The 24864-nt window shown below is 62.4% G+C and carries 25 protein-coding genes; 10 read left to right on the forward strand and 15 right to left on the reverse strand.

What is annotated here, in order from left to right; translation table 11 throughout:
* Positions 1-4 precede the first annotated feature (4 nt).
* Positions 5-940: a dimethyl sulfoxide reductase anchor subunit family protein gene (locus AC07UC_RS33445; RefSeq protein WP_494908857.1), complete on the forward strand. Its 936-nt coding sequence runs from the start codon at positions 5-7 to the stop codon at positions 938-940.
* A gap of 3 nt (positions 941-943) precedes the next feature.
* Here the strand turns inward: AC07UC_RS33445 and pdeM are convergent, their stop codons facing one another.
* The 5 genes from pdeM to AC07UC_RS33470 form a co-directional block, all read right to left on the reverse strand.
* The gene (gene pdeM / locus AC07UC_RS33450) at positions 944-1660 is read right to left on the reverse strand and encodes a ligase-associated DNA damage response endonuclease PdeM (RefSeq protein ID WP_494908858.1); all 717 of its coding nucleotides are present in this window, start codon (positions 1658-1660) and stop codon (positions 944-946) included.
* Positions 1657-4191 carry a ligase-associated DNA damage response DEXH box helicase gene (locus AC07UC_RS33455; protein WP_494908859.1) on the reverse strand — a complete coding sequence of 845 codons (2535 nt, stop codon included), beginning with the start codon at positions 4189-4191 and terminating at the stop codon, positions 1657-1659. Before AC07UC_RS33455 ends, pdeM begins: the two co-directional genes overlap by 4 nt.
* A 97-nt stretch (positions 4192-4288) precedes the next feature.
* Positions 4289-5149, reverse strand: a complete 861-nt coding sequence (locus AC07UC_RS33460; protein ID WP_494908860.1) for a C40 family peptidase — start codon at positions 5147-5149, stop codon at positions 4289-4291.
* Between the two features lie 28 nt (positions 5150-5177).
* A complete protein-coding gene (locus AC07UC_RS33465; protein WP_010913361.1) occupies positions 5178-5528 on the reverse strand; it encodes a MarR family winged helix-turn-helix transcriptional regulator in 351 nt (116 codons plus the stop codon).
* A 71-nt stretch (positions 5529-5599) separates the two neighbouring features.
* On the reverse strand, positions 5600-6964 hold the full coding sequence (locus tag AC07UC_RS33470) for a leucyl aminopeptidase family protein (RefSeq protein ID WP_494908861.1): 1365 nt from the start codon (positions 6962-6964) through the stop codon (positions 5600-5602).
* 132 nt (positions 6965-7096) lie between these two features.
* Between AC07UC_RS33470 and AC07UC_RS33475 the strand changes: the two genes are divergently transcribed.
* Positions 7097-7918, forward strand: a complete 822-nt coding sequence (locus tag AC07UC_RS33475; RefSeq protein ID WP_494908862.1) for a tetratricopeptide repeat protein — start codon at positions 7097-7099, stop codon at positions 7916-7918.
* 81 nt (positions 7919-7999) lie between these two features.
* On the opposite strand, the gene AC07UC_RS33480 is transcribed toward AC07UC_RS33475, so the two are convergent.
* From AC07UC_RS33480 to AC07UC_RS33520, 9 genes are all read right to left on the reverse strand, one after another.
* Positions 8000-9025 (reverse strand): type II secretion system F family protein, encoded by a 1026-nt coding sequence (locus tag AC07UC_RS33480; RefSeq protein ID WP_202324658.1) that lies wholly within the window; start codon positions 9023-9025, stop codon positions 8000-8002.
* 9 nt (positions 9026-9034) lie between these two features.
* On the reverse strand, positions 9035-10048 hold the full coding sequence (locus AC07UC_RS33485) for a type II secretion system F family protein (RefSeq protein WP_140775466.1): 1014 nt from the start codon (positions 10046-10048) through the stop codon (positions 9035-9037).
* A 23-nt stretch (positions 10049-10071) separates the two neighbouring features.
* Complete coding sequence (locus AC07UC_RS33490) at positions 10072-11574, reverse strand: TadA family conjugal transfer-associated ATPase (protein ID WP_140775467.1); 1503 nt, start codon at positions 11572-11574, stop codon at positions 10072-10074.
* Positions 11575-11597: 23 nt separating this feature from the next.
* Positions 11598-12887 carry a CpaE/TadZ family protein gene (locus AC07UC_RS33495; RefSeq protein ID WP_494908863.1) on the reverse strand — a complete coding sequence of 430 codons (1290 nt, stop codon included), beginning with the start codon at positions 12885-12887 and terminating at the stop codon, positions 11598-11600.
* A gap of 50 nt (positions 12888-12937) precedes the next feature.
* A complete protein-coding gene (locus AC07UC_RS33500; protein WP_494908864.1) occupies positions 12938-13675 on the reverse strand; it encodes a CpaD family pilus assembly protein in 738 nt (245 codons plus the stop codon).
* Positions 13676-13689: 14 nt separating this feature from the next.
* Positions 13690-15207 carry a type II and III secretion system protein family protein gene (locus AC07UC_RS33505; protein WP_140775470.1) on the reverse strand — a complete coding sequence of 506 codons (1518 nt, stop codon included), beginning with the start codon at positions 15205-15207 and terminating at the stop codon, positions 13690-13692.
* Complete coding sequence (gene cpaB / locus AC07UC_RS33510) at positions 15204-16019, reverse strand: Flp pilus assembly protein CpaB (RefSeq protein ID WP_140775471.1); 816 nt, start codon at positions 16017-16019, stop codon at positions 15204-15206. Before cpaB ends, AC07UC_RS33505 begins: the two co-directional genes overlap by 4 nt.
* A 222-nt stretch (positions 16020-16241) precedes the next feature.
* Complete coding sequence (locus AC07UC_RS33515; RefSeq protein WP_202324660.1) at positions 16242-16760, reverse strand: A24 family peptidase; 519 nt, start codon at positions 16758-16760, stop codon at positions 16242-16244.
* Between the two features lie 186 nt (positions 16761-16946).
* On the reverse strand, positions 16947-17123 hold the full coding sequence (locus AC07UC_RS33520) for a Flp family type IVb pilin (RefSeq protein ID WP_202324661.1): 177 nt from the start codon (positions 17121-17123) through the stop codon (positions 16947-16949).
* Between the two features lie 358 nt (positions 17124-17481).
* Between AC07UC_RS33520 and AC07UC_RS33525 the strand changes: the two genes are divergently transcribed.
* The 3 genes from AC07UC_RS33525 (at position 17482) to AC07UC_RS33535 (ending at position 19292) form a co-directional block, all read left to right on the forward strand.
* Positions 17482-17904, forward strand: a complete 423-nt coding sequence (locus AC07UC_RS33525) for a pilus assembly protein N-terminal domain-containing protein (RefSeq protein ID WP_140775473.1) — start codon at positions 17482-17484, stop codon at positions 17902-17904.
* Positions 17905-18043: 139 nt separating this feature from the next.
* Complete coding sequence (locus AC07UC_RS33530) at positions 18044-18634, forward strand: TadE/TadG family type IV pilus assembly protein (protein WP_140775474.1); 591 nt, start codon at positions 18044-18046, stop codon at positions 18632-18634.
* 34 nt (positions 18635-18668) lie between these two features.
* Positions 18669-19292, forward strand: a complete 624-nt coding sequence (locus AC07UC_RS33535; protein ID WP_140775475.1) for a TadE/TadG family type IV pilus assembly protein — start codon at positions 18669-18671, stop codon at positions 19290-19292.
* A gap of 6 nt (positions 19293-19298) precedes the next feature.
* Here AC07UC_RS33535 and AC07UC_RS33540 read toward each other — a convergent pair whose 3' ends face one another.
* On the reverse strand, positions 19299-20222 hold the full coding sequence (locus tag AC07UC_RS33540; protein ID WP_494909033.1) for a phosphate/phosphite/phosphonate ABC transporter substrate-binding protein: 924 nt from the start codon (positions 20220-20222) through the stop codon (positions 19299-19301).
* Between the two features lie 276 nt (positions 20223-20498).
* On the opposite strand from AC07UC_RS33540, the gene AC07UC_RS33545 reads away from it, so the two are divergent.
* The 5 genes from AC07UC_RS33545 to AC07UC_RS33565 form a co-directional block, all read left to right on the forward strand.
* Positions 20499-21740 (forward strand): phosphopentomutase, encoded by a 1242-nt coding sequence (locus AC07UC_RS33545; RefSeq protein WP_494908865.1) that lies wholly within the window; start codon positions 20499-20501, stop codon positions 21738-21740.
* Complete coding sequence (gene mutM, locus AC07UC_RS33550) at positions 21733-22623, forward strand: bifunctional DNA-formamidopyrimidine glycosylase/DNA-(apurinic or apyrimidinic site) lyase (protein ID WP_202324664.1); 891 nt, start codon at positions 21733-21735, stop codon at positions 22621-22623. The genes AC07UC_RS33545 and mutM overlap by 8 nt, the downstream gene beginning before the upstream one ends.
* 95 nt (positions 22624-22718) lie before the next feature.
* Entirely contained in the window at positions 22719-23492 is a 774-nt protein-coding gene (locus AC07UC_RS33555; RefSeq protein ID WP_140775479.1) for an enoyl-CoA hydratase, read from the forward strand.
* A gap of 181 nt (positions 23493-23673) precedes the next feature.
* Positions 23674-23940 (forward strand): 30S ribosomal protein S20, encoded by a 267-nt coding sequence (gene rpsT / locus AC07UC_RS33560; protein ID WP_056569958.1) that lies wholly within the window; start codon positions 23674-23676, stop codon positions 23938-23940.
* 738 nt (positions 23941-24678) lie between these two features.
* A partial coding sequence (locus tag AC07UC_RS33565) for a hypothetical protein (protein ID WP_494908866.1) occupies positions 24679-24864 on the forward strand: 186 nt, incomplete at its 3' end.

Consider the following 24864-nt stretch of genomic DNA (forward strand, 5'->3'; position numbering starts at 1 on the left):
ATCCATGCATCCAGCCGTCTCCGTTGTCTTCTTCACCACCGCCACGGGTGCCGGCTACGGCCTGCTCGCGCTGCTTGGCGTGCTCGGTGGGCTCCAGATCATCCCGCCCGATTTCTGGCTTGGCCTCGTCGGCCTGGCGCTGGCGCTCGGCCTGGTCGCGGCGGGACTGTTGTCCTCGACCGGTCATCTCGGCAGACCCGAGCGCGCCTGGCGGGCGTTCTCGCAGTGGCGCAGTTCCTGGCTGTCGCGCGAGGGCGTGTCGTCGGTCATCACCTTCATCCCGGCGGGACTGTTCGGCATCGGTTGGGTGTTCTTGGGCCACACCGATGGTTGGGTGGCCATTGCCGGATTGCTGGCCGCCATCGGCGCGATCGTCACCGTCTGCACCACTGGGATGATCTATGCGTCACTGAAGCCGATTGCCCAGTGGCACAGCCGCTACACCTTGCCGGCCTATCTGATCTTCGCGACCATGACCGGTAGCGTTCTGTTGAACGCGCTGCTGCAGGGCTACGGCGTCGGCTCAAGAGTCATGCTGGCGCTGTCGATGCTTGCCACTCTTGCCGGCTGGGGCTGGAAGCTCGCGACCTGGCGCTACAATGACCGGCTCGAAATCCCGACCACCGCCAACACGGCTACCGGTCTGGCCGGCGGGACGGTGCGGTCACTGGAATGGCCGCATACCGAGGAAAACTACCTGCTCAAGGAAATGGGCTTTCGCATCGCGCGCAAGCACAGCGCGAAGCTGCGCCGGATCACGCAGCTGCTGGCCTTCGCTCTGCCGGTCCTGCTGCTCACCGCCACCTTCGCCCTGCCCTGGCCCTTTGCGGCGGTGTCTTCAGGGCTCGCCGCCATCGTCCAGTTCACCGGCATGCTGGTCGAGCGCTGGCTGTTCTTCGCCGAAGCGAAGCACACGGTCACCCTTTACTACGGACGTTGACAGTCAGCCCGGCCGCAGCATCGAACCGGAAATCGCAAAGATGCGCTGGGCGCCAAGCATGTAAGCCATTAGCGTTTCCAACCGGAACAGTCCGGCATAGGCGCGGTCGAGCACGTTGAGCGAACCGGTATAAGCGCCGAAGGCCGGCATGATCATGCGGCCGCCATCGCCGGCAAAGCAACGCCTGCGCACCGAGCGGCCTTGTTGCACGATCCGCGCGCAAGGGTGCAGATGGCCTGATACCTCGCCCTCGACGCGCAGCTTGGACGGTTCATGCCGGAACAGCAGCGAGCCTATGGCCAGTTCCCTCACGGTTTCACCAGGTAGATCGGCCGGCGCTTCCGGATCATGATTGCCGGCGACCCAGAACCAGTCGCGGCCTGCCATCAGCGCTTCCAGCCGCTCGCGAAAGCTTGCATGCATGCGCTCGGCGCCACCGCCATCATGGAAGCTATCGCCCAGGCTGATGACGATCGACGGCTGGTAGTCCGATATGACCGCCTGCAATCTGAGCAAGGTCGCACCGGTATCGTAAGGCGGGATCAGCGTGCCGCGCCGTGCCAGCGACGAGCCCTTTTCCAAATGCAGGTCGGAAACGGCCAGAAGCCTGAGCTCCGGAAAATAGAGCACGCCACGCGGATCGCAGACCGCACGTTCGCCGGCGATACCGACAAGGTCGGCCTCGGCAATCAGCGACGTGCGCACCAGCGAAAAACTCATTCCTCGACCATCTCCGGCCCCATGGCCTCCTCGACCAGTGTCGCCGCATCCATCAACAGGGTTTCGTCGGCTTCGCCGTTCACCGGCATCTTGCCGATCTCGAGCATGATGGGCACGGCGAGTGGCGAAATCTGCTCCAGATTCTTATGTATGATTCGACCCTGGATGCGCGAGAGCATGTCGGCAAGTCTGCTGACATCGAGCAAACCGGCCGCCGCATCGGCGCGTGTCGCCTGAAGCAGTATATGGTCCGGTTCGTGGCTGCGCAGCACGTCGTAGATGAGGTCGGTCGACACGGTGACCTGGCGGCCGCTTTTCTCCTGACCCGGATGGCGTTTCTCGATCAGTCCCGAAATCAGCGCGCAGTTGCGGAAGGTGCGCTTGAGAAGCCAGCTGTCGGCCAGCCAGGCTTCGAGATCATCGCCCAGCATGTCCTGGTCGAACAGTGCACCGAGCGACGGTTTTCGAGCTTTGAACATCGCACCCATGTCACCCAGCGACCATATGGCCAGCGCATAGTCGGTGGCGACGAAGCCGAGCGGCCTGGCGCCTGCCCTGTCGAGGCGGCGGGTGAGCAACATGCCGAGCGTCTGGTGGGCCAGCCTGCCCTCGAAGGGATAGGCGACCAGATAATGGCGGTTGCCGCGCGGAAAGGTCTCGATCAGCAGGTCATCGCGTTTGGGCAGCACCGACTTGTCGGCCTGGAATCGCAGCCAGTCGGCCACCTGCTCGGGCAGCTTCTTCCAGCGCTGCGGATCGTCCAGCATGATGCGGACCTGTTCGGCGAGATAGGTCGAAAGCGGAAACTTGCCGCCTCCATAGTAGGGCACCTTGGCATCGCTGCCTGGCGCGTTCGACACGAAGCATTCGTTCTCGCGAATGCCTTCGAAGCGCAGCACCTTGCCGGCGAACATGAAGGTGTCGCCATGCGTCAGCGTTTCGAGGAAGGCCTCCTCGATCTTGCCGAGAACGCTGCCGCCGCGCGTAGCCGAGCCTTTGCTGCCAGCCTTGACGTAGCGCACGTTGAGCGCCGGCACTTCGATGATGGTGCCGACATTGAGCCTGTATTGCTGGGCAACGCGCGGATTGGAAACCCGCCATAGGCCATCCTTGTTCAGGCGGATCCGGGCGTAACGCTCATAGTTCTTCAGCGCGTAGCCGCCGGTGGCGACGAAATCGATGACGCGGTCGAAGGTCGGCCGATCGAGGCTGGCATAGGGTGCCGCCGTTCGCACTTCCTCGAACAGATCATCGGCGCGGAAGGGTGCGCCACAGGCGCAGCCGAGCACATGTTGGGCCAGCACATCGAGGCCGCCATCGACCAGCGGCGGTGTATCCTGCGCACCGAGATAGTTGGCGTCGAGCGCGGCCCGGCATTCCAGCACCTCGAAGCGATTGGCGGGGATGAGGATCGCCTTTGACGGTTCGTCCATGCGGTGGTTGGCGCGGCCGATGCGCTGCGCCAGCCGGCTCGCCCCCTTCGGCGCGCCGACATGGACGACCAGATCGACATCACCCCAGTCGATGCCGAGATCGAGCGTCGAGGTGGCGACGATGGCACGCAGCGCGTTCTCGCCCATCGCCTTCTCCACGCGCCGGCGCTGGGCGACATCGAGTGAGCCGTGATGAAGCGCGATCGGCAAGGTGTCCTCGTTGACACGCCACAATTCCTGGAACAGCAGTTCCGCCTGGCTGCGGGTGTTGACGAACAGCAGCGTCGTCTTGTGGCGCTTGATCTCGCGATAAATCTCCGGCGTGGCGTAGCGGGCCGAATGCCCTGCCCACGGCACGCGCTCTTCGGAATCAAGGATGGAGATCTCAGGTTTCGCGCCACCCGTGACGACGATCAATTCGGACATGTCGCCGGGTGGATTCTGGCTGACCAGCCAGCGTCGCAGTTCGTCCGGTTCGGCCACCGTCGCCGACAGGCCGATTGTCTGCAGCCCGGGCACAAAGCTGCGCAGCCGCGCCAGGCCGAGCGCCAGCAGATGGCCGCGTTTCGACGTCACCAGCGAATGCAATTCGTCGAGCACGACATAGCGCAGGTCTTCGAAGAAGCGCCTGGCATCGCCGGCCGCGATCAGCAATGCGAGTTGCTCGGGCGTGGTCAGCAGAATGTCAGGCGGCACCAGCTTCTGCCGCTGGCGCTTGTGCGACGGCGTGTCGCCGGTGCGTGTCTCGATGCTGATCGGCAACCCGATCTCCTCGACCGGCTTGCCGAGATTGCGCTCGATGTCGACGGCCAGCGCCTTGAGCGGCGAGATGTAGAGCGTGTGTATGCCGCGATGCGCCTGCCCCGGCTTTCGCCTTGGCCTGACGGCCAGTTCGGTCAGCGAGGGCAGGAAGCCGGCCAGCGTCTTGCCAGCCCCGGTCGGCGCGATCAGCAGCACCGATTGCCCGCTTTGAGCCTTCGCCAACAATTCGATCTGATGGGCGCGCGGCGACCAGCCCTTCTCTGCGAACCATCTGAGGAATGGCTCGGGCAGGGCCACAGTGGCATTCTGTTCGGCAAGGCGCGGCTCAACTGTCACGCGCCAGAGGTAGCGCGGCCACGGGCAATCGCCAAGGGAAATCGGAACAAAAGGGGATCGCAGTGTTCCTCGCCCCGTTTACGGGGAGAAGGAAAGGTCACGGCCGCCGAAACCCCGTCGGGCCGCCATAGAGATAACCGATGCGGGCGATGGCATCCTTGAGCCCTTCGCGCGAGACCAGCATGGTGTGGCCATTGGCATGGATCATGGTCTCGGCATCGGTCATGAGCGCGACATGACCTTTCCAGAAGACCAGGTCGCCCCGGCGCAATCCGGCATGGTCCAGGCCCGGATCAAGCGGCTCGCCGATGCTTGCCGCCTGCATATCGGAATCGCGCAGCACGTCCCGGCCGGCCATGCGCATCGCCAGTTGCACGAGGCCCGAACAGTCAATGCCGAAGCCGGACGCGCCACCCCAAAGATACGGTGTCCCAAGAAAGGTCTCGGCCACCGCGACATAGTCGGCGGCGACTTCGCCGATTGGCCGCAAATGGCCCGCGATGATCGCCTCGCCAGAGGGCAGGACGGCATAATGCGTGCCGCGCGTTTCGGCGCTCCCCGCCACGGTCACCGTCGATCCCATTGATAGCCGTCCCGCGATCGGAAAGCGTAGATCCGCACCGGGGTAGACGAAGGTGCGAGGCACCGAGACGATATGGGTGGGCGCGTGGTCCCGTCCGCCCAGCATGGTTGCGTCGACGTAGCCGACATAGCCATCGCGTTCGGCCTGGATCCAGGCCCAGCCTTCGGCATCCTCGAAAACCAGCACATCGTCGCCAAACAGGGCCTGTGTGTTGATGCCCGCATCCGCCCTGGGCGCCTTGCGGATATCGGCCACCGAGGCCGAAATCCGCGCCGGCCGGCCGGCGACGAAGCGATCGGCGGCGACCTCGCCCTTCAGCCTTGCGTCGGCAAGGTCGGAACGGAAAGCATGAAGGCGGGCATCCCTGGCGGTCAAATCGGCAATCCGGGCAAATGGCTAGTGGTCAGATGGGCAGTTCATGCGCCCTGGCAATGATACCATCGCCAAAGCGCTCGACAAAGAGCGCGCCCTCGACCGTTCGCTTGATCAGGACATTGCGCTTGTCGAGTTCGTCGCGATGGCGCGAGACCAGCTTCAGCGCGCCCATCGTGTCGAGCGCGCGCGTGATGACCGGCTTGGTGACGTTGAGGCGAGCAGCGAGCCCACGCACCGTGTGCGGCGGCGGATCGAGATAGATTGTGAACAGGATCGCCGTCTGGCGCATGGTCAGGTCGGGTGCGTCGTCGCGCACCTGCGACAGCATCACTTGCTGCCACAGTCGCAAGGCCTGGCTCGGGCGCATCGCAATCGACATCGCACAAGCATGACGCCAAATTGTTTCGGTTCCGTTTCAGTTTCGGCAATTTGCCGGCTCTGTTGACCGGCTCAGCCGAAACGATTGGAAATGATCCGCTCCAATGCCCGAATGCCTTGCGCCTCGCCGCCGGCGGGGCCGTGCGGACGGTCGGCGGGGTTCCAGGCGAAGATGTCGAAATGCGCCCAGCTCGCGGTCTTCTCGACAAAGCGCTTGAGGAACAGGGCAGCGGTGATCGAGCCGGCGAACCCGTCCGTGGTGACATTGTTGATATCGGCGATCTTCGATGACAGTTTCGCATCGTAAGGCCGCCACAGCGGCATGCGCCACAGTGGATCCTCGACTGCGACGGAAGCCGCGGCCAGATCCGAGGCCAGCGCCTCGTCGCCGGTGTAGAAGGGCGGCAGATCCGGGCCAAGCGCGACACGGGCAGCTCCCGTCAGCGTCGCCATGTCGACCAGGAGCTGCGGCTCTTCGTCGTCGGCCAGCGCCAGCGCGTCGCCCAGCACGAGCCTCCCTTCGGCGTCCGTGTTGCCGATCTCGACCGTGATGCCCTTGCGGCTCGCCAGCACGTCGCCCGGTCGGAAAGCATTGCCGGCGATCGAATTCTCGACCGCGGGGATCAGCACCCGCAACCGCACGTTCAATCCGGCAGCCATGATCATGGAGGCCAGGCCAAGCACGTTGGCCGCGCCACCCATGTCCTTCTTCATCAGCAGCATGCCGGATGACGGCTTGATGTCGAGGCCGCCAGTGTCGAAACAGACGCCCTTGCCGACCAACGTCACCTTCGGCGCAGCCTTCGATCCCCATGTCATGTCGATCAGGCGCGGCGCGCCGGTCGAGGCTCGGCCGACGGCATGGATCATCGGGAAATTCTGGGCGAGCAGGTCGTCACCCTTGATGACAGAGACTTCGGCTTTATGAACCCCCGCCAAGGTCCGCACCGCCATCTCCAGATCGTCCGGTCCCATGTCGCTGGTCGGCGTGTTGACCAGGTCGCGTGTCAGGAAAACGCCATCGGCGATGCGGCGAACACGCCTTGCATCGGCACCGGCCGGCAGATCGAAGCGCAGCGCCTTGCCTGACTTCTTGCCGTAGCGGGTAAAGACATAGCCGCCGAGCGCCAGCGCGATTGCCGCGAGTTCCGGCTCGGCCGGCGTCGCGGCGAAATGCCAGTCGCCTTCCGGCAGGTTCCTGGACAATACACCGAGTGCCAGTGCGCCCTCGCCGTCTCCAATGCCGAACAAGGCCCCGGCAAGCGCGCCGTTTTGGCCGGGCACGGCCAGCGTCCTGCCTGCCTCGCCGGAAAAGCCGTTGGCCGTGGCCCAGGCGATCGTGGACGGCGCAAGGCCCGCGGCCTCCAGACCGTCCCTGGCCACCAGGTGCACCGGCAACGCGCCGTCCAATTTCTTCTCGACGAGTTCGACAGGCATTCGATGTTCTCCATGCCGAACCCAAACCGAGTCGGCGTTTCTTAACTCTCCGTTAGGGTTAACAGAATATTTCTGCGGGAGGGAAGATGGCCACGCAATGGCCGCGCGCATGAAATGGAGGCTTGGGTAGCGATGCCGACCGACCGCACAGTGAATGCCAGGGGAAAACGGCTCGTCACCACGGCCCTCATGCTGGCGCTCGCGGCGGGCGTCGCCGGCTGTGGAACCGACAAGCTCACCACCGGCTCGATAGGCCGCACCGGCGGCAAGCCGCTGGAGACCATGTCGGCGGGAGAACTGCACAGCGCCACGGCCGCCCTTGGCCAGTCCTACGCCAGGAACCCCAGCGACAAGCGAATCGCGACCAACTTCGCGGCCGCGTTGCAGATGGACGGCGATGCCGACCAGTCGCTTGCCGTGATGCGCAAGCTGGCGATCGCCTACCCCAAGGACCGCGACGTGCTCGCCGCCTATGGCAAGGCGCTGGCCGCCAATGGCCAGTTCGAGGCAGCGCTCGACGCCGTGCGCCGCGCGCAGACGCCGGAATATCCTGACTGGAGGCTGGTGTCGGCGGAAGCGGCCATCCTTGACCAGATCGGCCAGAAGGACGACGCGCGCCAGCTCTACCGCAAGGCCCTCGAACTCAAGCCGAACGAGCCCTCGGTTCTCTCCAATCTCGGCATGTCCTACGTGCTGGAAGGGGATCTGCGCACCGCCGAGACCTATATGCGCTCGGCCGCCCAGCAGCCTGGCGCCGACAGCCGTGTGCGCCAGAACCTGGCGTTGGTCGTCGGCCTGCAGGGCCGTTTCGACGAAGCCGAGAAAATCGCCTCGCAGGAGCTCTCGCCCGAGCAGGCACAGGCCAATGTCGCCTACCTCAGGCAGATGCTGGCCCAGCAGAATGCCTGGACCCAGCTCAAGGATCAGGACAAGGCGAAGCCGGCAACCAACTGACGGCGATTTCGCCAACAAACGTTGAAAGCCGCGCTGCATGCAGCGCGGCTTTTGTCTTTGGGCGAGGATTTGCCGTGACTTTTACTGGCTGGTCGACGCTGGCGCCCCGGAATGATCGCCGAAGATGCCGCGCTGGCTGACCTGGATGCCGGCGGGGCCCAGGATGATGGCGAAGAGCACGGGCAGGAAGAACAGGATCATCGGCACGGTGAGCTTGGGCGGCAAGGCGGCGGCCTTCTTCTCGGCGGCGTTCATGCGCATGTCGCGGCTTTCGGCGGCAAGCACGCGCAATGCGTGCGCCACGGGCGTGCCGTAGCGTTCGGCCTGGACGAGCGCCTGCGACACCGATTTGACCGATTCCAGGCCGGTGCGGCTGGCAAGATTCTCATAGGCCTGCTTGCGTTCCTGCAGATAGGAGAGCTCGGCGTTGGTGAGGATGAACTCTTCCGCCAGAGCCACCGACTGCGCGCCGATCTCGTCGGCAACCTTGCGCAACGCAGCTTCCACCGACATGCCCGACTCCACGCAGATCAGCATCAGGTCGAGCGCGTCAGGCCACGCCATCTGGATCGACTGCTTGCGCTTGGTGGCGCGGTTGTTGACATAAACGACCGGTGCGTAGAAGCCGCCATAGGCAACGACGACGCAGACGAACAGCCGCACGACCAATGGTTTGTCCGGCAAACCTCCAAGCACGAATATGTAGACCAGGGCCAGCGCGAAGCCGACAAAAGGCAAGACGAGACGGAAGAAGAGAAATCGCGTCAGCGGGTTCTGCCCGCGAAAGCCGGCTACCTTGAGTTTCTGCAAGGTGTTCTCGTCGGCCAGCGCGCGCCGCAGGTCCAGCCGGTCGACAATGTTGCGCATGCCGATCGACTGTTGCTCGCGCAGGCCTTTGCGGCGGCGATCGGCCTCGGTGGCAAGCCGCGCGCGCTGCTTGGCGCGAAGCTCATCTCGCTCCAGCGCGACCGTCTTCATGCGCGCCTTGAGTTGGTTGCCGCCAAGGGCTGGCAGCAGTGTAAAGACGGTCGCGAACACGGCGATGGCGACCAGCACCGCGATCAGAAACGCCGGATCCGTCAGTGACTTGATGACTTGTTCACTCATGCCGCGGCCCTAGACATCAAAGTTCATCATCTTGCGCATCACGAAGATGCCAATCGACATCCAGACGGCGGAAACGCCGAGGATCAGATTGCCAACACTGGTGTTGAACAGCGGCATCAGGTAGAGCGGGCTCGAAAGGTAGACCAGGAAGGCGACGATGAAGGGCAGCGCGCCGATGATGGCGGCCGACGCCTTCGCCTCCATGGACAGCGCCTGGACCTTGGCTTTCATCTTCTTGCGATCACGAAGCACGCGCGAAAGGTTGCCCAGCGCCTCGGACAGATTGCCGCCCGCCTGCGACTGGATCTGGATGACGATGCCGAAGAAACTCGCTTCGGTGCATGGCATGGTTTCGGGCATCCGCAAGGTCGCATCGGGGATCGACAGGCCCATCTGCTGCGAATCGACGATGCGGCGAAACTCGGTCTTCACCGGCTCGGGGGATTCGTTGGCGATCAGGCGCACGGCATCATTCAGCGGCAGGCCGGACTTGACCGCGCGCACAATGATGTCGAGGGCGTTTGGAAATTCGTTGAGGAATGCCTTGACGCGCCGGGCGCGGCGAAACGAGACGAACCAGCGCGGCAGGCCGAGCGCGCCGGCTAGCAGCACGCCTGGCAGGGCAAACATCGGCGCCCCGGCCATGAATGCGACCACGGTCAGCGCGAGGCCGCATATGGCGGAATAAATGTAGAAGCGCTCGATCGAAACCTTCATCCCTGCCTGCCGGATTTGCGCCTTCAGCGGCGGCTTCTTGACGGCGGTGTCCTTGGCTTTCTGCTTCTCGTCGAGCTCCTTCAGCGAATCCTGCACCGATTTACGGCGCTTGGCCGCGTCCGCCGCGCGGTCGCGAGTGGCCTTGACGATGGAACGGTCCGTCTCGGCGGACTTGATCGTTTCAAGCCGCTTGCCGGCCTGTTTCTCGTTGCTGATCTGGTTGAACAGGAATGCATAGGCGACCGCGCCGGCGCTGAAGCCGGCGAGCACGACAAACGCCAATACGGTGCCGTCAATTCCAAACATCGAGCAGAGCCCTCAACGCTACGTCAGTCAGCGCGTTTCTCCATCGCCTCGAGCGCAACGGCGAGGCGCTGCTCCTCGCCGTAATAACGGGCACGGTCCCAGAAATGCGGGCGGCCGATGCCGGTCGAGACGTGCTCGCCCAGAAGCTTGCCGTTGGCGTCCTCGCCCTTGATGTTGTAGAGGACGATATCCTGCGTGATGATGACGTCACCTTCCATCCCGATGACCTCGGTGATGTGGGTGATGCGGCGCGATCCGTCGCGCAGACGTGCCGCCTGGATGATCACGTCGATGGAGCCGACGACGATTTCGCGCACGGTTTTCTGCGGCAGCGAATAACCACCCATGGCGATCATGGATTCGATACGGTTCAGGCATTCGCGCGGACTGTTCGAGTGGATCGTTCCCATCGAGCCGTCATGGCCGGTGTTCATCGCCTGCAGAAGATCGAACACTTCGGGTCCGCGCACCTCGCCGACGATGATGCGTTCGGGCCGCATGCGCAGGCAGTTCTTGACCAGATCGCGCATCGTCACTTCGCCTTCGCCTTCGAGGTTGGGCGGGCGGGTTTCCAGGCGCACGACATGCGGCTGCTGCAGCTGCAGTTCGGCCGAGTCCTCGCAGGTGATGACGCGCTCCTCGCGGTCGATATAATTGGTCAGGCAATTGAGCAGTGTCGTCTTGCCCGAGCCGGTGCCGCCGGAGATGACGATGTTGCAGCGGACGCGGCTGATGATCTTGAGAACCTCGGCTCCCTGCGGAGAAATGGCGCCAAACTTGACCAGCTGATCGAGCGTCAGCTTGTCCTTCTTGAATTTTCGGATGGTAAGTGCGGCTCCATCGATGGAGAGCGGAGGCGCGATGACGTTGACACGGGAGCCGTCGGGAAGGCGTGCGTCGCAGATCGGGCTGGATTCATCGACACGGCGGCCGACCTGGCTGACGATGCGCTGGCAGATGTTGAGAAGCTGCTGGTTGTCGCGAAAGCGAATGCTAGTCTGTTCGACCTTGCCGTTGACTTCGATATAGACGTTCTTGGAACCGTTGACCATGATGTCGGCGATGTCGTCGCGGGCGAGCAATGGCTCGAGCGGTCCATAGCCAAGCACATCGTTGCAGATGTCATCGAGCAGCTCCTCCTGTTCGGCGATCGACATCGCGAAGTTCTTGATCGCGATGATGTCGTTGACGATGTCGCGGATTTCCTCGCGCGCGCTTTCGGGTTCGAGCTTGGCGAGCTGCGAAAGGTCGATCGTGTCGATGAGCGCAGAGAAAACCTGGCTCTTGGTGTCGTAGTAGGTCTCGCTCTTTTCGCGGCCCCGCCTCGCCTCCGGCGCGATGGGCGGCGCCTCTACCGCACGCCGAGCCGGTGGTGCGACAGACGCGCTTGGCGGCGGTGCCGCAGCCCGGCCAAGAACCGCCGTATCCGTCGAACCCGCGGCCGGCGGCGCGGCCGGCGCCGGTGCTGGTTGGCGGAATTCCGGTGTGAACCGGTTGCCGTCGTCGTTGCCTCTTTTACCGAACATGATCGACTACCGGTTCCAAAGCATCACTTCTTGTTGCGCGAGAGCTTGCCGAGCAGGCTGCCCAGGCCAGCCTTCTTTTTCGTCCGGATTTCGCTTCGCCCGGTGAGCACATGGGCAATCTCATTGATGGTCGCGACAATCTGGTTCTTGGCATCCATTTCGCCCAGCATACGCCCGTTGTTGGCGGCATTGCCGAACAGCAAAGGATCGAAGCCGATGACCGCCATCGGCGTCAGGCCGAGCGGCTCGGCGAAATCGGACGGCGAAATTTCCGGCCGCTTGGGCACGCCGGCCTGGTTGATGATGAGCTTCGGCGGCGGGTCGTTGGGGCGCAGCCGCTTGAGCATGTCGATCAGGTTCTTGGTGTTGCGCAGATTGGCCAGCTCCGGCGTCGCCGTGATGACGATCTCGTCGGCCTTGACCAGCGTGTTCTTGGCCCAGCCCGTCCAGACATGGGGAACGTCCAGCACCAGAAGCGGTACGCTGCGCTGCGCTGTATCGACAAGCTGCGCGAAGGCATCGGGATCGAAGTCGTAGACGCGTTCCAGCGTCGAGGGCGCCGCGAGCAGCGACAGGTGCTCCGCGCACTGGGTCAGCAGCCGGTCGAGATAGACTTCGTCGATGCGTTCGGGCGAAAACACCGCTTCGGCAATGCCCTGTGCCGGGTCCTGGTCGAAATTGATGTTGGCCGTGCCGAAGGCGAGGTCGAGGTCGGCAACGACGACCTCGGACTTGAACAGGGAGGACATTGCCCAGGCTACATTGTGGGCGATGGTGGAAGAGCCGACGCCGCCCTTGGCGCCGACAAAGGCCACCGAACGGCCGAGCGGTTCGGCCTCAGGGTCGACGAAAATCGACGACACGACACTGACGATGTCGGCCATCGACACCGGAGCGATGACATATTCGGAGATGCCGGAGCGGATCAGCTCGCGATAGAGACCGACGTCGTTGTAATGGCCGATAACCACCACTTTCGAGGATGGATCGCAGTGTTCCGAGAGCTGGGCGAGCTGCTCCAGCAATTGCTTGGGTTCGCTGCGCGATTCCAGCAGGATCAGGTTCGGCGTCGGTGCCGACTGATAGAATTCGATGGCCGTGGGAACGCCGCCCATATGGACCTTCAGATGCGCCTTGGTCATGCGGCGGTCCTCGCCGGCGCGCTCGACCGGATTGGCAACGCCCTCGGTCTCGCAGAATGCCTGGATCGAGATGCGGGGCACCGGCCGCAACGCCTGCATCGCGGCGATGTCCTGCGGTGAGGTGTCACCGCCGTCCACGGTGGCGTCATAGGCAAGGTTGCTCATGGTCATGCTCTTTCCGTGGCCTGTTCTTTCCGTGTCTTCTCTTTCCCAAGGGCGGCTTAGTAGCTCACTTCCGAATTGCCGAGGAATTCATTCGAAATGCCCCTGTTGCGGTAGACATCGATCACCGCGCCGCGGTTTTCCGCGTCGATGGTGCTCTGCTTGCGCGGCCCGAGCAGATCGGCCGGGTTGGCCATCTGAGCGGCGAGATTGTTCTGATAGGAGCAGCCGAAGTCGGCATAGTGCTTGTTCTCCGATGTCTCGACCAGATTGTCGGGCCAGCGCCCGCATTTGTCGGTCTGGGCTCTCACCGCGATATAGGAGACGCGAACCGGTGCCGATGCCTCGCTCGATCCAGCCTGATAGGAAACCACGACGATCCGGTTGCGCTTGACGCCGCTGGCGACCGCCAGCCGGGCGAAATCGCGGCCCGCCGCCGACGCGGCGACCTGATTGGCCGATCCGCTGGGGATCTGGATCGTCAATGTCGGAGCGGCACTCTTGTCATAGCCGTCGAGGAAACCGAGCAGCGTGTCGCGCTGCGAACCGGTCATGCCACGGTCGCCGGCGCCGACAGGAAGATCGATCTTCTGGTTCTTTTCGGCGATCACGATCGGATGATTGGTGCGATAGTCGTCCGGAATGGCTCCGACGGTGATGCTGTCGCGCTGGGCGCAGCCGGCCAGCAAGGCCGTTACCGCCACCGCCAGGATCGGGAGCGCCCGCAGGCTGGTCCGCGAACGGCCGGTGCGCATCGTCGTGGCGATGCTCCTTGTGTTCAACGCTGACTGAGACATGTCCGCTTCCCCATTCACTTGTAGATGAAGCCGACAACGCCGTGGTACCGGCCGTTGGGCTTGTCGGTCTGCATGGTGCCGTAGACGCGATTGACCTTGCCAAGGAACATGGCGGCACCATCGCTGGCAGGGTTGAAATTGTCGTCCGGCTTGGCGAGATCGTTGCGTGCCACCGGCTTCGCCAGATAGGGCGTGATGATGATCACCAGCTCGGTCTCATTGCGCACGAAATCTCTGCTGCGGAAAAGCGCGCCGAGCACGGGGATCTTCGTCAATCCAGGCAAGCCGTTGACGGCCTGCCTGACATCGTCGCGAACCAGGCCGGCGATCATCATGGAGCCACCCGAGGGCAGTTCAACCGTCGTATCGGCAAGGCGCTTGCGCAGTGACAGTGCGTTCATGCCGATACTCTTATTGTCCGTGGAGGCCGACACGGACCCCTCGGTTGTCGGTTCGGAAACCGAGGTTCTGACTTTCAGGCTTATGCGACCGGGCGACAGAACCACCGGCTGGAATTCCAGGCCGATGCCGTACTCGATCTTGTCGACCGTATAGGTCTTCAGACCGGTCTGGTTGTCACTGGATACGTTCTGGGAGACGCTGCTCACCATGTTGTATTCGCCACCGACCTTGAAGGTCGCCTTCTCGCCGGATACGGCGGTCAAGGTTGGCTCGGCCAAGGTCTTCATGACCCCGGATTGCTCCATTGCGTTGATATAGGACTGCAGCCCCGACGCACTGATACTGAGGCCCGCGTTCGACAGCGGCTTGCCGAGACCCGCGAAAGGGTCACTGAGCGCACCGTAGCTGATGCCGTTGCTGCCGCCACTGCCGACCATGTTGACGCCGAGCTGTTTCATCACGGACCGGCTGACTTCAGCGACGGTCACTTTCAGCGTGACCTGGTCGTCACCGATGATCTGCAGGAGATTGACGATCTTCGAGACGCGTCGTTCCTGGTCTGGGTTGTTGATGTCGACACCGCTCTGGGCCGAGCCGCCGGCAGCGGTCTGCGAATATTGACCCGTCGTCGCTTCACCGCCCGAGACGAAGATCGTCGCCAGGTCGACCGCTCGCTTCGCATCCAGCGGCGTATCGACCGTTCCAGTCAGGACGACGTTGTCGTTCAGCAGTTCCACCTTGATGGCCGAGGTAGGAAGGAAGCGCTTGATGTAGCCCTCCAGGCCGGCAACGTCGCGTTCGACGGCCAGATCCAGGCTGGCGATCTGTTCGCCGTTCGGACCGAAGACGAAGATGTTGGTCTCGCCGACCGACTTGCCGAACAGGTAGATACGCCTTGCGGTGCGGGTCACCGCATCGGCGACGCTTGGGTTGGCGACAAGAATGTCGTAGGCATCGCTCGGCAAGTCTATGACCACCGATTTGTTGAGGCCCAGCTTGACGCGCTGCGTGGCTGTCGTAGCCGTCACCTGCGTACTCTTCGCCTCGACAACGCCCTGCACATTCGTTCCGACGAGCAGCAGGCCGAATGCCGCGGCTGCGATTGCCGGCAGTTTACCGCTTAGCCTCATTTCCTTGCCCCTACTTCGGAAACTTCACCCGACTTGATCAATCTCACCGTTCCCTTGCGGCCATTGCCGGAAACGAGATAGTCGGCCTCGTCCACATTCTTTTCCTGGGTGTCCGTGATCGCCCGCAGCGCCAGCGTCAGGCGATCGGCCATCTGCTGGGCAACGGTGATGATCTCCGCCTGTTTGGGCGTGAGCTCCAGCGTGGCGGTCTGGCCGACCCTGGTCTTCTTGCCCTCCTCATCCTCCTGGATGGTCTGGTCGATTGCCAGGACGCGGATGTTCTTGAGGATGGTTTCAGTGTTGAAACCCGTGCTGCCGCTGTTCGCATCCGCCCTTCGCGTCATGATGACGTCGACAAAATCGTTTGGAAGGATGAAGCCGCCTGCCGACGTATCGGCCGATATGGTGGTGGCGACCGCCCGCATCCCGGAAGGCAGGATGGACGACATGAAGCTCTGCCCCTCGCCAATCAGCTTGGAACGCCGCACGGGCTCACCCGCGTACATCGGCACACGGGCAATCGACCCCTTCAATTTGTCCAGAGCGTCGGGAGCGGTTGCCTTGGTGATGAAATTCGCGTTGACGCCGTCGGCCGGCCAGGATTGCCAGGAGATGTTGTTCTGGAGCGCGTTGCCCATCGCGACATCGCCCGAGAGCACAAGCACGTCCTGCAGGGGTACGGCAGGAGCCTGGGGACCCGAATCGACGACGATCTGGGGCGGCGGCGCGGCGACCATGTTTTTTGCGACATAGCCAGCGCCACCTGCCGCAGCCACCGCCACGCTCAGAATAATCAGTCGGGATGCTGGCATCTGTCCGAACCCTCGCCCTTGGCAAACCACCTAGCCAAGCCGGACTTTGCAGCGGCAATCGTCAAAACAAGGTTAATGCAATGCTTACGATCGTGATTAATTTAAGGTTTACATAAATTAGCTGGATCGCCCCGCCACGGATGCAAAAGAGGGCCCTGGCCCTCCGGAGCTTTCCAAAGCCGGTCGGGCAACCCGATCAAGGTGACGGAATTCAGATCGCGTTCAGCTCGCCAGCCTTGCCAGCGCCCACACCATCAAGGGCGAATCCGGATAGGTCAGCAGTCCGCCCAGACCGAGCGCGATCCCATAGGGCACCCCGGTCGTATCATCCGCGAAATGACGCAGGAATGGATTGCGTCCGGTAATCACCGCCAGCGGCGACTTCCGATAGACGAGAATGGCAAGCGTCAGCAGGCCGCCGATCATTGTCGAGACAACAAGGTATTCGACGAGATGGATGTTCAACCCCATCCACACGGCCGTGGCGGCGAGCAGCTTGGCATCGCCTCCACCCATGCCACCCATTGCGAACAGGCCGAACGTCACGGCAAGGACCAGGGCGCCGGCGGCGAAATGCCAACCGTATGCTGCCCAGTCCATACCCGTCAGCGGCGCAACCAGCGCAAAGACGGCTACAAGCAGCACTGACACGCGATTGGCAATTGTCATCGACAGCATGTCGGAGATCGCGGCAAACAGCATGCAGAACGGAAAGACGACGAAGATCAGGGCTTCAAGCATCGGCGCTCATGCCTATTGTCAGAATTCCAAGGGGCTCAATCTAGGCTCGTTCGATTAACGATTGATGAGGCCCGAAACGAAAAGATGGCTGGTATTGGCAGTGACATGGACGAACAGAATAAAACAGGGGCCGCCATGTGGCGGCCCCTGTCTGGAACGCTATCGGAGCGTTCAACAATAAGCAGATCAGCTGCCGCTGCTGTTCAGGGTGCTTCCGATGGAACTGAACTTGGCGTTGATCGCATTGCCGAGTGCGCCGGCGCCGGTGATGATGGCGAGCGCGATGAGAGCGGCGATCAGACCATATTCGATAGCGGTCGCGCCGGATTCGTCCTTCACGAAACGTGCAAAAAGATTAGACATTCGAGAGCTCCTACTCCACGTGTTACAGCACTTCCGTCAACTTCTGTGGTGGTTGATCGGATGCTTGCCAATCTAGGGAGAAGCTCTTTCGATCGGCTTAATAAACAGCCTTACCGATTCCTTTCCCGGCTCGAACGGAGTGCTTGGTTAACTCCATGCTAAGCGCCGGCTAAAGTACCGTTCCCCAGGCCAACGCCGCAAAGGGCAAGGGCTTAAGGAATCTTGCGACCCAGAGCGGATCCGACCATGCGGGCAGCCGTGCCGATCGCCATATCCGGCGCCAGCAAGCCGACTTAACCGTTGGTTCACCAATCTCGTTCATGTTCCGTTGAACAGTTTGCTTGCTTGGAGCGCCTCGATGGCCGTGCAGAGATCCTCAATCCTGATTGCCGTGCTTCTTGCCGCCACGAGCCTGGTCACGCCAGCCAGAGCCGGCGCCGATATAGAAGTCACCATGAATCAGGCCAAGATCGTGAAGCTGTCGCGCCCCGCCGACACGATCGTCGTCGGCAACCCGGCAATCGCCGATGCCTCCGTCCAGGACGCCTCGACGATCGTGCTCACCGGCAAGGGTTTCGGTGTCACCAATCTCGTCGTTCTCGACCAGGACGGCAGCCCGATCGTCGACGCGCAGGTTACCGTCGTGCGGCAGGCAGCCTCGTCGGTTCGCATCTATCGGCGTGCAGAGGTCCAAACCATGTCTTGCACGCCTTATTGCGAGAGCTCCTACAAGAGCGAGGCCGAAAAATCCTCCGAAGCCGAAATGAACGTCAGCAGATAGGCTGCACGGCCCCGGCGGTCGTCCAGGTTACCGGCCAGTTAAGACGCTAGCGCCGACTTTAACGATCATTCAAACCGGACCTCAATTGGTTTGCGCTAATACACCTGTCAGGACCGTCCAGGGATGGCAGGAACAGGGCATGGGCAACGAATTCGGCTCGACAGGTCAGCACAAGGTGGAGCGCGCCAGGTCTTTCAGGCGCTTCGTACGCGACCGGCGTGGCAGCACGGCGCTGGAATTCGCGCTGCTCGCATTGCCGTTCGCACTCCTTGTGTTCGCCATCCTTGAAAGTTGCATCTCTTTTGCCGGCCAGGAGGTGATGGCCAACATCACCGACGATGTCGCGCGCCAGTTGCGCACGGGCCAGTTGAAGCCGGCCGATGTCGCGGGAACCAAATTGACGACCCTGATCTGCGGCAGACTGCAGATCATCGTCTCCACGGATTGTCCCGACCAGTTGCTCGTCGACCTCCGCCAATATTCGACTTTCGCCGACGCGGCCCTGGCGAGCTTCAAGATCGCTGGCGGCAAAGTCGTTCTGATGCAAGGCACCACCCAGCAGGATTTCGCGAACTCACCAGGTCCGGCGGAATCGAGAAACATGCTGCGGGTCTTCTACGCATGGCCTGTGGTGACCGATCTGATGGCAAAGTCGATGGCCAATCTGAGCGGTGGCAGGACGCTGCATTTCGCGTCGATCACCTGGCAGAACGAACCGTTCGACAATTGAGTTCGAAGACGCCAACAAGAAAAAAGGCAATGCCATGATGCGTGCGGGGGCACATCTGAGATTTGCGGGAGCCTGGGGAAAGCTGGTTCGATTCTCGTCCAATCGCAAGGGCGTGGCGGCGGTCGAATTCGCCCTTATCGTGCCTATCCTGCTGGTCATGTACTTCATGACCATGGAGGCTTCGCAGGCCATCGAGACCAGCAAGAAGGTCAGCCGCATCGGCAGCATGGTTGCCGACCTCGTCACGCAGCAGCCGACCATCGTCAAGGCGGATCTCGACGCCATCATGCAAATCGGCACCTCGACCATCCAGCCCTACAACCGCTCGACGCCGAACATCACCATCACCGCGATACAGGTCACCACCGACACGCCACCCAAGGTGAACGTGGTGTGGTCGCGCAAGGTGCTCAATGGCGTCAATAGCGTCGGCGCCACCGCAGGCACGGCCACTACGGTTCCGGCAACGCTCAAGGTCGCCGGCACCTTCCTCATCCGCGTCGAGAGCAACCTAGCCTATTCGCCAATTATCAACTGGCAGCCGGACACCCAACAAAAGCTTGGACTGACCCAATCCCTGACCACGACGATCCCGATGGGCGAGACCTACTATCTGCGCCCGCGCAGGAGCCTGACGATCCCCTGCAGCGATTGCTGAAGACTTCTACTGCTGCCCACCATCAGCCGACACCAGGCGCACGATGGCCTCCGCCGTCGCATAGTCCTTTGGGGCAACGGTCAAAAAGCCGCCGGAGTGTTTCGATTCCAGAAGATCGTAGACATCCGGCGTCGTCGATTTGAGGTTGGTGAGGAAGACGGTCAGCCGGCGCTTGGCTTCCGGGTCGAGATCGCTGCGTACGGCATGGGGACCGTATCTCAGCAAGCCCGACGTCCACACGACCTGAAATGCCGACGGCGCAAGGCCGGCCTCTTCCAACCTTGCCTGCGTGCCGTCAGACAACAATGGCTGGCCGTCGGCCGTCGCCGTCACCCAACCGAACAAAGCGTCAGCCTGGCCATCGAAGAGCATTTTTTCCGCCGCGGACGCCGAATCGGCATGGACCAGAAACGGTGAATCTTCGGCGATCTTGACGTGTTCGGCGGCCAGCCCCGCCAGCGGCAAAAGCGAACCTCCGACGCTGTCCGGCGGCGGCATGGCGATCCGGTGCGTCTCCATCGCCGCCAGGTCGGGCAGTTTGCCGTCCCTGGTCAGCAGCACGGAGCGGATGCCGGCCGCGCCGTCGGAATCGACCGGAGCCACAAGCGGCTCAATGCATCCACAACGCTGCAGCGCCGTCGCGTAGGCCGTCGCCGAATAGATGGCATATTCGATCCGGGCATTGGACTGCGCCTCGATCAGTGCCGCATAATCGTGCGCCACGACGAACTCCACCTTCATGCCAAGCGCATTGGTAAAGGATTGCGTCAACAGCGCCAGCCCCGGAACGGTGTTGCCGGCGCCAGGCTCGGCGACGATACCGATGCGAAACGTGCCGATATCATCGCGCCAGTCGGCCCGCGCCGGACCACACCAAAGCGCCCCGTGCACGGCTACAAGGGCAGCGCATGCCTTCCGCACGGCATTCATGACAAGACCGTCCTGCGTTTTCTTCGATCCATATCCATTGTCCGCTGCGCGCGACACTTTACATCCTGGATTGAGCTTGTCGTTGCCCCAAAACCGCAACGCACTTTTGGGCGACATTCACTCTGAGTCTGTTCATGTCGTTGCCCCAAAACCGCTGCGCACTTTTGGGCGACATTCACTGGACTATCGCGCCAAGCCGTTGCCGTTTGGTTTCCGAATTGCCAATGCCGCCGTGGAACCCTATGTCTGGGCGTCCAAACTGGCGATAATGACCCGATGGCGCGTGCTTTCCTCTTTGTCCTGGATTCTTTCGGCATCGGTGGCGCGGCCGATGCCGAACGCTATGGCGACGCCGGCGCCAACACGCTCGCGCATATCGCTGAAGCTTGCGCCGAAGGGCGCGCGGATCGCGAGCGGCTTCGACAAGGGCCGCTGTTTGTCCCCCACATGGCATCGCTCGGACTTGGCAAGGCAGCCGAGACGGCGACAGGACTGGCTTTCGCCCATTTCGGGACGGATCTGCTCGCCAATGCCTTCCATGGTGCGGCGCAGGAAGTTTCGAGCGGCAAGGACACCCCGTCCGGCCACTGGGAAATCGCGGGCCTGCCGGTGCGTTTCGACTGGGGTTATTTCCCGAATACGGTCCCAGCCTTTCCGGCTGATCTGACCGCTGCGATGATCCGCGAGGGCGAGGTTTCAGGCATTCTCGGCAACTGCCATGCGCCGGGCACCGAAATCATCGAACGGTTCGGCGAGGAGCACATCCGCACCGGCAAGCCGATCTGCTACACCTCCGTCGACTCGGTCCTGCAGATCGCCGCGCATGAAGTCCATTTCGGGTTGGAGCGGCTTTATGAATTCTGTCAGGTCGTGCGCCGTCTGGTTGATCCGCTCAGAATCGGGCGCGTGATTGCACGGCCGTTCGTCGGTGAAACCGCCGCGACCTTCGAACGGACGTACAATCGCCACGACTATGCCGTGCCGCCACCGGAGCCGACCTTGCTCGACCGGCTGACCGCGCGAGGGAGCCGCGTCATCGCCGTCGGCAAGATCGGCGACATCTTCGCCCATCGCGGGATTTCGGAAGTGCGCAAGGCCGCCGGCAACATGGCCATGTTCGACAAGGCGCTCGGCGCGATGGACGATGCCGGCGATGGCGATCTCGTTTTTGCCAATTTCGTCGATTTCGACACAGAATTCGGTCATCGCCGCGATGTCGCCGGCTATGCCGCCGCGCTCGAGGCCTTCGACCGGCGGCTGCCGGAAGCACTCGCAAGGCTGCGGCAGGGCGACCTTCTCATCCTGACGGCCGACCATGGCAATGACCCGACCTGGCGTGGGACCGATCATACGCGTGAACGCATACCGGTGATCGGCACGGGACCCAGTTTGAGAGGTGGCGACATCGGATTGAGAACAACATTCGCCGATATCGGCGAGACCGTCGCCGAACACCTCGGGCTGACGCCCGGCCGCCACGGCACCTCTTTCCATGCGATGATTGGCGGCCATGCCTGAATTGCCCGAAGTCGAAACGGTCCGGCGCGGCCTGCAGCCTGTCCTGGAAGGTGCCCGTCTGGCCCGGGTCGAGGCGCGACGGCCGGATCTGCGGTTTCCCTTTCCCGAACGGTTTTCGGAACGGCTGACCGGCAGGACGATCACGGCGCTTGGCCGCCGCGCCAAATATCTGACCATGCACGTGCAGGACGGCCCGCTGCTGATCTGCCATCTCGGCATGTCGGGCTCCTTTCGTATCGAGACAGACGATGACAGCGACACACCAGGCGTGTTCCACCACGAACGCTCGAAAAGCACGGTGCACGACCATGTCGTGTTCCATGTGGTCTCCGCCGCCGGTGCGCTGTCGCGCGTAATCTTCAACGACCCGCGCCGCTTCGGTTTCATGCTTTTTGCGGAGGGATCGCCGGAGACGCATCCGATGCTGGCCGGGCTGGGGGTCGAGCCCACGGGCAATACGCTGGACGGCGTGCTGCTCGCCTCGTTGCTGAAGGGCCGCAGATCGCCGCTCAAGGCAGCACTTCTCGACCAGAGGCTGATCGCGGGACTTGGCAATATCTATGTCTCGGAGGCGCTTTGGCGTGCCGGCCTGTCGCCCTTGCGCGAGGCGGGCACCATCGCCAAGCCGGGCAAGAAGGCCAGGGAACAGAGCGAACGCCTGGCCGAGGCGATCCGCTCTGTCATATCCGATGCCATCGCCGCCGGGGGGTCGTCGCTGCGCGACTACGTGCACACCGACGGATCGCTGGGCTACTTCCAGCACTCCTTCGCCGTCTACGACCGCGAGGGGCAGCCCTGCCCGAAACCCGGCTGCGGCGGTCACATCGAGCGTATCGTGCAGAGCGGACGCTCGACCTTCTATTGCCGGACGTGTCAGAGCTGAGTTAGTGAACTGTTTTCCCGGGAGGGCGCATGACGCTTTCCCTTGGGAATTGCGTCAAAACAAAGAGATAGACCGGATCGCGAGGAGAAGCAGCCATGGCCTATGAAACGATCATCACCGAGACGCGCGGCAAGGTCGGACTGATCACGCTGAACCGGCCAAAGGCGCTCAATGCGCTGAACTCCCAGATCCTCGCCGAACTCGTCTCAGCCGTGAACGGTTTCGGCGCCGACCCCGGCATTGGCGCCATGGTTGTTACCGGCTCCGACAAGGCCTTTGCCGCCGGTGCCGACATCAAGGAGATGCAGGCGATCTCCTATGTGGACGCCTACAGCCAGGACTTCTTCGTCGGATGGGAAGAGTTCACGCGGGCGCGCAAGCCGATCATTGCGGCGGTGGCCGGCTATGCCTTGGGTGGCGGGTGCGAACTGGCGATGATGTGCGATTTCATCATTGCCGCCGACACGGCCAAGTTCGGCCAGCCCGAAATCACGCTCGGCGTCATTCCCGGCATGGGCGGGTCGCAACGCCTGACCCGGTTCGTCGGCAAGTCGAAGGCGATGGATATGTGCCTGACCGGACGGATGATGGATGCAGCGGAAGCCGAGCGCTCAGGCCTGGTGTCGCGGGTCGTGCCTGCCGGCGAACTCCTCGAGGAGGCGATCAAGGCTGCAGCCAAGATCGCCGATTTCTCGCTGCCGTCGGTGATGATGGCCAAGGAGGCCGTCAACCGCTCTTATGAGACGACGCTGGCGGAGGGATTGCGGTTCGAACGCCGCCTGTTCCATTCGCTTTTCGCGCTCGAAGACCAGAAGGAAGGCATGGCGGCTTTCGCCGAAAAGCGGAAGCCGAATTTCACCAATCGGTAAAGCGTTGCCGGCCGACGATCGAAACCCTGGGGCGGCGACCAAAAAGAACGCCGGGCAGCGTTGACGCGCCGGAAAAGCTGAACTATAAGCCGCACCAACCGAGGCGGCCCCGTGGCTGCCCGTTTGTTTTTTGCGCCCTGCGGCATGCCGCGTGCGCCGACCAGATCAGAAGAGAGGCATCATGGCCAACACATCCTCGGCCAAAAAGGCAACGCGCAAGATCGTCCGCCGCGCAGCGATCAACAAGAACCGCCGCTCGCGCGTGCGCACCTATGTCCGCCAGGTCGAGGAAGCACTCGCTTCCGGCGACAAGGCCGCCGCACAGGCCGCCTTCAAGGCCGCCGAGCCGGAATTGATGCGCGCCGCGACCAAGGGCGTCATCCACAAGAACACAGCGTCCCGCAAGGTGTCGCGCCTGGCCCAGCGCCTCAAGGTGTTGTCTGCCTGACATCGCCTTTTCAGACTGATCTTCTGTAAAACCCGGCCGATCACGCCGGGTTTTTTCGTTTGCCGGCAAGCACTTAAAAAGAATACTCGGAAACGGTGGTCAAAGCGGATTCCAAGCTTCGAAATGCTTTGCCGGCACATGCATGTCGGCTGATGGTTGGCACGCTTGAAAAGCATCCGCTTAAGAATTCTTAATTCTCATAAATAAGCATTATTTTTCAAATAGTTACCTGTGGTCATCCACAGCTTGTCCACAGCACCCCGGGGAGGCGGGAGGACAACTGGCTGTCAAGCAAATTATTTCAGAATATTTCGCGCCGGCCCGTCTTTTTCATATTCGCCGGAAAAGGGTTTGAATCACAATGGCTTTGTCAAAATACACCACCGTGGCATGGCGCTCCGACGCGCCCGAGGTAACCAGATTCCTTAAAAATCCGTTAGACGTGGCCTTGCCCTATCCACAGCGATTTCGGTAATGTCGATCCATCGAAAGGGACGGGCCTCTGGGCCCTTAACCCAGCCTGACGCGGCCAGCTTAAATTGGCGGGATTTGCGACGCGGATCAAGTCCGCGGATGGGTTTGGTTTGCTCTTTTTCGATACGGTAGGGGACTGGCGTAACTAGACATGGCAGGTCGACGGCGCGCCGGCGTTTTCGCCGGACGGTGTTGTATTGCCCTGAGATACCCAACGCGGACTGGCTTCCATGGGCCGGCACCGGTTCCCTCAGACAATGGGCGATGTTCACTGCCAGCGGCGGCAGCGGACGTCGTAGCAAAGCGCAGTCGCTGGAAGAAGGATGCAGGAGGCGCATCCCCGGCGGAAAAACAGGTACAAAAACAAGGAACTCGATCATGCAGAGCGGCATCGAAAGGGAGCTTACGGGCGACCTCCCATTTCCTGGAACTTTGATCGGAGCAAACGAG

It is taken from the genome of Mesorhizobium sp. GW821-FHT04C10, from assembly GCF_059420305.1.